At 70.3% G+C, this 6,912-nt stretch carries 10 protein-coding genes and 2 pseudogenes; 9 read left to right on the top strand and 3 right to left on the bottom strand.

What is annotated here, in order from left to right; translation table 11 throughout:
• On the top strand, positions 1–261 hold a 261-nt coding region (locus tag J7I98_RS40635), incomplete at its 5' end, for a carboxyl transferase domain-containing protein (RefSeq protein ID WP_285438157.1).
• 20 nt (positions 262–281) lie between these two features.
• A complete protein-coding gene (locus J7I98_RS40630) occupies positions 282–491 on the top strand; it encodes an acyl-CoA carboxylase epsilon subunit (RefSeq protein WP_214930075.1) in 210 nt (69 codons plus the stop codon).
• Between the two features lie 88 nt (positions 492–579).
• Here the strand turns inward: J7I98_RS40630 and J7I98_RS42810 are convergent, their stop codons facing one another.
• Entirely contained in the window at positions 580–1,170 is a 591-nt protein-coding gene (locus J7I98_RS42810; protein ID WP_308378145.1) for an SGNH/GDSL hydrolase family protein, read from the bottom strand.
• Positions 1,171–1,286: 116 nt separating this feature from the next.
• Here J7I98_RS42810 and J7I98_RS42805 point away from each other — a divergent pair, with 116 nt between their 5' ends.
• From J7I98_RS42805 to J7I98_RS40610, 5 genes and pseudogenes are all read left to right on the top strand, one after another.
• Positions 1,287–1,748: a hypothetical protein gene (locus J7I98_RS42805; protein WP_308378144.1), complete on the top strand. Its 462-nt coding sequence runs from the start codon at positions 1,287–1,289 to the stop codon at positions 1,746–1,748.
• Positions 1,749–1,801: 53 nt separating this feature from the next.
• A pseudogene (locus J7I98_RS40620) lies at positions 1,802–2,322 on the top strand (TetR/AcrR family transcriptional regulator).
• Between the two features lie 83 nt (positions 2,323–2,405).
• A complete protein-coding gene (gene mmpB, locus J7I98_RS42495) occupies positions 2,406–2,534 on the top strand; it encodes a morphogenic membrane protein MmpB (RefSeq protein WP_274561611.1) in 129 nt (42 codons plus the stop codon).
• Positions 2,530–2,727 (top strand): annotated as a pseudogene (locus J7I98_RS40615) (VapC toxin family PIN domain ribonuclease); the annotation flags it as partial. The gene mmpB and the pseudogene J7I98_RS40615, both read left to right, overlap by 5 nt.
• Positions 2,728–2,750: 23 nt before the next feature.
• Positions 2,751–3,362: a nucleoside triphosphate pyrophosphatase gene (locus J7I98_RS40610; RefSeq protein ID WP_214930074.1), complete on the top strand. Its 612-nt coding sequence runs from the start codon at positions 2,751–2,753 to the stop codon at positions 3,360–3,362.
• Here the strand turns inward: J7I98_RS40610 and J7I98_RS40605 are convergent.
• A complete protein-coding gene (locus tag J7I98_RS40605) occupies positions 3,343–4,869 on the bottom strand; it encodes a PLP-dependent aminotransferase family protein (RefSeq protein ID WP_308378143.1) in 1,527 nt (508 codons plus the stop codon). The genes J7I98_RS40610 and J7I98_RS40605 overlap by 20 nt on opposite strands.
• An 88-nt stretch (positions 4,870–4,957) precedes the next feature.
• Here J7I98_RS40605 and J7I98_RS40600 point away from each other — a divergent pair, with 88 nt between their 5' ends.
• The gene (locus tag J7I98_RS40600) at positions 4,958–5,563 is read left to right on the top strand and encodes a LysE family translocator (RefSeq protein WP_214930072.1); all 606 of its coding nucleotides are present in this window, start codon (positions 4,958–4,960) and stop codon (positions 5,561–5,563) included.
• Positions 5,564–5,612: 49 nt separating this feature from the next.
• A complete protein-coding gene (locus tag J7I98_RS40595; RefSeq protein WP_214930071.1) occupies positions 5,613–6,308 on the top strand; it encodes a B3/4 domain-containing protein in 696 nt (231 codons plus the stop codon).
• A 37-nt stretch (positions 6,309–6,345) separates the two neighbouring features.
• Here J7I98_RS40595 and J7I98_RS40590 read toward each other — a convergent pair whose 3' ends face one another.
• A complete protein-coding gene (locus J7I98_RS40590) occupies positions 6,346–6,810 on the bottom strand; it encodes a hypothetical protein (RefSeq protein ID WP_214930070.1) in 465 nt (154 codons plus the stop codon).
• Positions 6,811–6,912: the final 102 nt, after the last annotated feature.

Raw genomic sequence — 6,912 nt, 5'->3', positions numbered from 1 at the left:
GTCATGGGCGCGCAGGGCGCGGTGAACATCCTGCACCGCCGTACGATCGCGGCCGCCGAGGATGTCGACGCGACCCGCGCCGAGCTGATCGCCGACTACGAGGACACGCTGCTGAACCCGTACGTCGCGGCCGAGCGCGGCTACGTCGACGCGGTCATCATGCCGTCGGAGACCCGCCGCCACATCGTGCGCGGGCTGCGCCAGCTGCGGACGAAGCGCGAGTCCCTGCCGCCCAAGAAGCACGGCAACATCCCGCTCTAGAACTGGAAAGGGACGTGACCATGATCAAGGTCGTACGGGGCAACCCGACCCCGGAGGAGCTGGCCGCCGCTCTCGCGGTGGTCCAGGCACGCGCCGCGGCGGTGGCCGGTGCAGCGTCCGGCGGCGCGGAGGAGCCCCCGCCCGCCTGGTCGGACCCGGCGAGGGTCGCGGCACACCCGCTGCCGCGGCCGGGACGGGCGGCGTGGAGCCGGACGTACTGGCCCGCGTAGGCGAAACCCGCGTGAGCAAAGCCCGCGTGAGCAAAACCTGACGCCGAAGGCCGGACCCTCCCTGGGCCCGGCCTTCGGCGTACGCGCTTCAGAGGACTTCGGCGACGGTCTTCGCCATCACGCGGTAGCCGGCGTCATTGGGGTGCAACGCGTCTCCGTAGTCGTACGCCGGGTTGAGGCGGTCCGGGTCGGCCGGGTCGGCGAGCGCCTTGTCGAAGTCGGCGACCGCGTCGAACTCTCCCGACGTACGGATCCAGTGGTTGACCTGGTCGCTGACCTTCGCCGCGTGCTTGCCCCAGTGGTCCGAGCCCTTGAGCGGGAGCAGGGTGGAGCCGACGACCTTGAGCCCCCCGGCGTGCGCGGAACGGATCAACTCCCGGTACCCGGCGATGAGCTCGGCGGACGAGACGACGGGCGACGGCTTGTACGTGGGCTGCCCCTGCGCCTCGCTGAAGCCGATGTCGTTGACCCCTTCGAGTACGACGACGGTGGAGACGTCGGGTTGGCCGACGGCGTCGCGGCCGAAGCGGGCGGTGGCGCGCTCGCCGTACCAGGCGGAGTCGTTGAGTACCAGGTTGCCGCCGATGCCCTGGTTGACGACCGGGCGTCCGGTGCGCTCGGCGAGTGCGTCGGAGTAGCGGCGGTCGGTGTTGGGGGTCGAGCCGAAGCTGTCGGTGATGGAGTCCCCGAAGAGGACGATGCCGTCCTTGTCGCGAGGCTTGGCGGCGCCGCCGACCTCGACTCCGGAGAGGTAGTACCAGGACTGNNGGCCCGGTGGTGCCGGCGAAGTAGAGGGTGACGGTCACGGAGTCGAGCCGGTCCAGGGCGAGCGGGGCGGCGTCGCTGCGGAGGTCGCCGTGGGCCGGGATTTCCACGGACCGCCTGCCGGAGAAGGTGAGGTGGCGGACGCTGCCCGGTTCGACGGCGGCACCTTCGGCCGTACGGGCGACGGTGGCGCCGGTGACCTTGAGCGGTGAGGTCCCGTACGCGTTGGAGAGGCGGATACGGGCGAGCTCGCCGGCGGCCGTGACTCGGACGACCTGGCGGACGCTCTGGCGGGAGAAGCCCTCCTGGGACCAGTTGGCGGTGAAGCCGGTACTGGGCAGCTGGGGGGAGGCGCCCCAGGCGGCGGTCCACCGGGCTTCTTGGTGCGGCTGCGCCTCTGCGGCCCCGAGAAGCCCGAAGGCGAGGGTGGCGGCGGCGACAGGAGCGGCGATACGCCGGACGAACTTCGCGACGTTCATGACGACTCCCTAATGGGATGCAAGTTCCGTTAAGATGCGTGAACCGTAGCAGAGTCGGAGCAGCTAATGGAACAGAATTCCCGTTTGGAAGCCACGCCGGGGACCGTGCGCCCGGGCGGCCGGACCGCCAAGGTCCGCGCCGCCGTGCTCGAAGCCACCCAGGATGCGCTGGTCGAGCAGGGCTTCCATGCCCTGAACATGGACCGGGTCGCGGCGAGCGCGGGCGTCGGCAAGACGACGGTCTACCGCCGCTGGGGCTCAGCGGTCGGCCTCGTCGCCGACCTGCTGCGCGACATGGCCGAACAGTCACTGCCCGCAAGCGACACCGGCTCCCTGGAGGGCGACCTGCTGGCCAACGCCCGCCTGGTACGCCAGACGCTCACCGACGCCCGGATGGCCCCCGTNNGCGGGCGGCGGGGCGGGGGGAGGTCCCTGCCGGGACGGACGCCGGGGAGGTGATCCGGGCCGTATCGGCTCCCCTCTACTACCGCTTCGCAGTGAGCCGGGAACCGCTGCGCGAGCAGGACGAGGTCCGCGCTGCGGCAGTGGCGGTGGCGGCGGCCCGGGCAGGAGCGTTCACGTACTGAACGACTAATTAGTCCGTTGGCACTGGTCCGCTTGAGTACGAGTACTCAGGCGGACGAGGCCGCCCGGCCGCAGGATCGGATGCATGCTGTGGTCCGACCCGGAGAACGAACCTCCGAAAGACCTGCGCGAGACGCAGGCCATGCTCCGCCGCGCGGGCTTCGTGATGGCGCTGGCGATGGTGCTGGCGATGTTCGTGCTGGGCCTTCGCTGAACTGCCACCCATACACAAAGTGCGGCGGAAGTACGACGGCCTGAGGCTCGACCTCGCGGATGCCGTCGGCGTGGTCCTGGCCGACCGGTATCGCACCGACCGGGTCTTCACCCTCGACCAGCGCGACTTCCGCTCCATCACGCCACTGCCCAAGGGCTTCAAGGCTTTCCGCATCCTGCACCTCGACGCCTGAGCCCTCACCCGGCGCCTCGTACGATGAACCGCATGACTCACCCCCGCCGCCTCGTCCTCGCCTCCGCCTCCCCCGCCCGCCTCGCGCTCCTACGCCAGGCAGGCCTCGCCCCCGAGGTGATCGTCAGCGGCGTCGACGAGGACGCCATCAGCGCGCCGACCCCGGGGGAGCTCGCGCTCGTACTCGCGGAGGCGAAGGCGGCCGCAGTCGCCGAGCGCCCCGAGGCCACCGGCGCGCTGGTCATCGGCTGCGACTCCGTACTCGAACTCGACGGCCAGGCACTCGGCAAGCCCGACGACGCCGAGGACGCCACCGCCCGCTGGAAGTCCATGCGCGGCCGCTCCGGCATCCTCCAGACCGGTCACTGCGTCATCGACACCGCCACCGGCCGCCGCGCCTCCGCGACCGCGTCCACCACCGTCCGCTTCGGCGACCCGACCGACGCGGAGATCGCGGCGTACGTCGCGACCGGCGAGCCGCTCCACGTCGCCGGCGCCTTCACGCTCGACGGCCGCTCGGCCCCCTTCGTCGACAGCATCGACGGCGACCACGGCAACGTCATCGGCCTGTCCCTGCCCCTGCTGCGCCACCTGCTGCGCGAGCTGGACGTCTCGATCACCGACCTGTGGACCTGACCTCGCCGTCCCCCCGCAGCACCTCGCCGACCACGGCCACCCCTTCGGCGATGGCGGTCGACGTACTCGCGGCGTAACCCAGCACGAGCCCCGGACGGCCGGGCCGCTGCCGGTGCCACGACAGCGGCTGCACCTTCACACCACGCACGAGCGCCCCCGCGGCAAGGTCCGTGTCCACAAGGTCCGTCCGCTCAAAGGTGATCATCAGGTGCAGACCGGCCGCGGCGCCGTGCACGACCGCGCCCGGCAGATGCGCCCTGATCGCACTGATCATCGCGTCCCTGCGCCGCCGATGGCGCCTGCGCAGTAGCCGCAACTGGCGTTCCATGTCGCCCGATTCCATCAGGCGGGCCAGCACCAGCTGCGGCAGCGCCGCGTTCCCCAGGTCGGTGAACCGCTTGGCGTCCACCAGCGCCTCCCGGTACTTCGGCGGCGCCAGAATCCAGCCCACCCGCAGCGCGGGAGCCAGCAGCTTGGACACGCTCCCGGCGTAACAGACCTGCTCGGGGAGCAGCGAGCGCAGGGCAGGCACCGGAGGCCGGTCGTAGCGGTGCTCGGCGTCGTAGTCGTCCTCGACGATCAGGCCGCCGTCACCGGCCCACCGCATGAGCTCACGCCGTCTGCCTCCCCCGAGCACCACACCGGCCGGAAACTGATGGGCCGGCGTCAGCAGTACGGCCCGGGCTCCCGTGGCGCGCAGCTCGTCGACCCGTATCCCTTCGGAGTCGACCGGCACCGGCGGGGTCGCCAACTGCCGGTTGTGCAGATGCTGCCGGGCGCCGAGCGAGCCGGGGTCCTCCACCGCCATCTCGCGGAACCCGTCGTCACGGAGCACCTGCGCGAGCAGCCCGAGCCCCTGAGCGGTGCCTGCGGTGATGAGTACCTCGCCGGGGTCGGCCCTGATCCCCCGGTTACGGGCCAGCCAGTTGACCACGGCGGTACGCAGCTCGGGCCTCCCCCGCGGATCTCCATAACCGAGGTCGGACGCAGAGAGGTCCCCGAGTACGGAGCGTTCGGCCCGCAGCCACGCCGCGCGCGGGAAGGCTGCCAGGTCGGGCACACCGGGCGACAGGTCGATCCGGGCAGGCGCCGCCCGTAGCGCGTCGAAGATGTCGACGCCGGGCTCGGCGGCGCCGAACAGCACACGAGCCGGAGCGCCACCGCCACCGCCACTAGGACCCGCACCCGCACCGGAAGCCCCGACCGCACCCCGCCCGGCGACGCGCACCGCAACCGGCATAGCCACCACGACAGTTCCGCCCCGCCCCCGCCCGGCGACATGCCCGTCCTCGGTCAGCCGCTGGTACGCCTCGGTCACCACCCCGCGCGACACCCGGAGCTCGGCGGCCAGCACCCGGGTCGCCGGCAGCATGCTGCCCACCGGCAGCCGGCCGTCCGATATCGCGAGCCGCAGCCGGTGCGCGAGCCAGTCGGAGAGGCCGCCCGCCGGCGCGTCACCGATATCCAGCTGGAGGAAGTCGGACCCTGACCCGGACCCGGAACTCACCCCCGCCCCCGAACCGCCACTTATGGACCGGTCACGAGCATTCTCATTGGACCTGTTCACCGGACCATTGTCGCGACAGGGTCAAGTCATGACCATCGAGTTCCTGTTGACATCGCTCGTCGTTGTCGCGACTCCCGGCACAGGCGTGCTCTACACCATGGCGGCCGGCCTCTCCCGCGGCACCCGCGCAAGCATCGTCGCGGCGGCCGGCTGCACCCTCGGCACCATTCCGCACATGGTGGCAGCGATCACGGGTCTCGCGGCGCTGCTGCACACCAGCGCAATGGCATTCCAGATTCTCAAGTATCTGGGTGTGGCCTATCTGCTCTACATGGCGTGGAGCACCCTGCACGACAAGGACGCACTCACGACGGAGAAGGCCGAGACGCCCGTATCAGCGATGAAGGTGATCACCTCGGGCGTCCTGATCAACATCCTCAACCCAAAACTCACGATCTTCTTCTTCGCGTTCCTGCCGCAGTTCGTGAGCGCGCGTGAGCCGAACGCATTCCTGCGCATGGTCGAGTTGAGTGCCGTATTCATGCTGCTCACGTTCATCGTCTTCGTCGCGTACGGGAAATTCGCCGCCGCGATGCGGAGCCATGTCATCTCCCGCCCCCAGGTGCTGACCTGGCTGCGCCGGACGTTCGCGGGCGCGTTCGTAGCCCTCGGCGCCAAGCTCGCCTTCTTCTGACCGGCCCTCTGACCTGGCGATACTCAACACAACAACAGCGAGGCACCTTATGCGTGACTTCCAGCACTCGGACGCCGTCTGGCAGGGCTTCCCGGAGCTTGTTCCCGGAGTGCTCTTCGCCGAGGGAATCACCCCGGACGTTTCGGCCGACGCCGCGATCGCGCAGTACAACGCGATCGCCAGGTCCCGGCTCGCGACCGCGACCGAGGGGGAGCTGCCCGAAATCCAGGCCTGGCGCCGTACGTTCTCCCGGATGGGGCTCAAGCCCACCCAATACCGGTGCGCCTCCGAGTCGCTGCTGCGGCGATTCAGGAAAGAGGACTCGCTTCCCCGGATCCACCCGCTGATCGACGTCTGCAATTCCATTTCGCTCGCGTTCGCGATCCCGGTGGGCGTCTTCGACGTTTCCGAGATCACGGGGAACCTTGAAGTCCGGTACGCCGCCGGTGACGAAACCTATGTGACGTTCTCCGGCGGTACGGAGAGTCCCGCCCCACGTGAAGTGATCTTCGCGGACGGCATCGGGCAGGCACACTCCCGGCGGTGGACCAACCGGCAGAGCGGTTCTTCCGCCGTCCGGGAGACGACCTCCACCGTACTGATCATCGCGGAGGCGATGCACGACTCGGCCCCGGCCGACATGGAGAGGCTGACGGCCGCGCTCGCTGACCAGTTGGACGCCCTGTGGTCCGTGACCGCGAAGCCCGTGGTCCTGAGCCGGTCGTCGCCGCAGTTCGACTTCTGAGGGCCCCTCGTTCTGAGGGCCCTCGGGCATACGCCTGTCAGGCCGGCGCGGGAGCCCCGTCCTCCGACGCGTCCGCCGCACCGGACGCGTCCGCCCCGGCCCGCTGCTCCTCACGCCTGCCGTACGCGATGACGGACAGCACGATCAGCCCGAACTCCACCATCAGCACCACGAACGCCGCCCAGCCGACGAGTCCGACCGACAACGCCCCCAGCACCCCGTGCACCACCGCGCACGCGATCAGCAGCACGCGTCCGAAGCGCCCGGGGGCCCGGTCCGTCAGCGCGGCGCGCAGCAGGAAGACTCCGCAGCCGACCAGGTAGAGGCCGAAGACGCCGCCCATCACCCAGGTCGACGCGGCCATGACGTCGGGGTCCAGGCCGTCCAGGGACATCGACTGGCTGTTGACGACCTTGCCGAGGATCCAGTTGACGAACACGATCCCGGCGGCTTCGACGAACAGCAGGGCCGCTGCCACGGCGGCTATCGGTCTGCGCGGCACGGCGCCCCACCCTCTTCCGACTGTTACCCCTAGTACGTACGCGGGAAGCAAACGCTACTAACGGGTAATCCTCGGGACAAGGGTCCTGACGCAGCCGGACCG

It is taken from the genome of Streptomyces sp. ISL-98, from assembly GCF_018614055.1.
Classification (GTDB): Bacteria; Actinomycetota; Actinomycetes; order Streptomycetales; family Streptomycetaceae; genus Streptomyces; species Streptomyces spiramyceticus.
The sequence above is the reverse complement of the archived record's forward strand: the minus strand, read 5'-3'. Positions and strand labels throughout refer to the sequence as shown.

Bases quoted from the DNA above. Each gene is read 5' to 3' on its own strand.
- J7I98_RS40610 (WP_214930074.1), top strand. From the start codon at position 2,751: ATGAACCGCATGACTCACCCCCGCCGCCTCGTCCTCGCCTCCGCCTCC.
- J7I98_RS40630 (WP_214930075.1), top strand. From the start codon at position 282: ATGATCAAGGTCGTACGGGGCAACCCGACCCCGGAGGAGCTGGCCGCC.
- J7I98_RS40600 (WP_214930072.1), top strand. From the start codon at position 4,958: ATGACCATCGAGTTCCTGTTGACATCGCTCGTCGTTGTCGCGACTCCC.
- mmpB (WP_274561611.1), top strand. From the start codon at position 2,406: ATGCTGTGGTCCGACCCGGAGAACGAACCTCCGAAAGACCTGCGCGAG.
- J7I98_RS40595 (WP_214930071.1), top strand. From the start codon at position 5,613: ATGCGTGACTTCCAGCACTCGGACGCCGTCTGGCAGGGCTTCCCGGAG.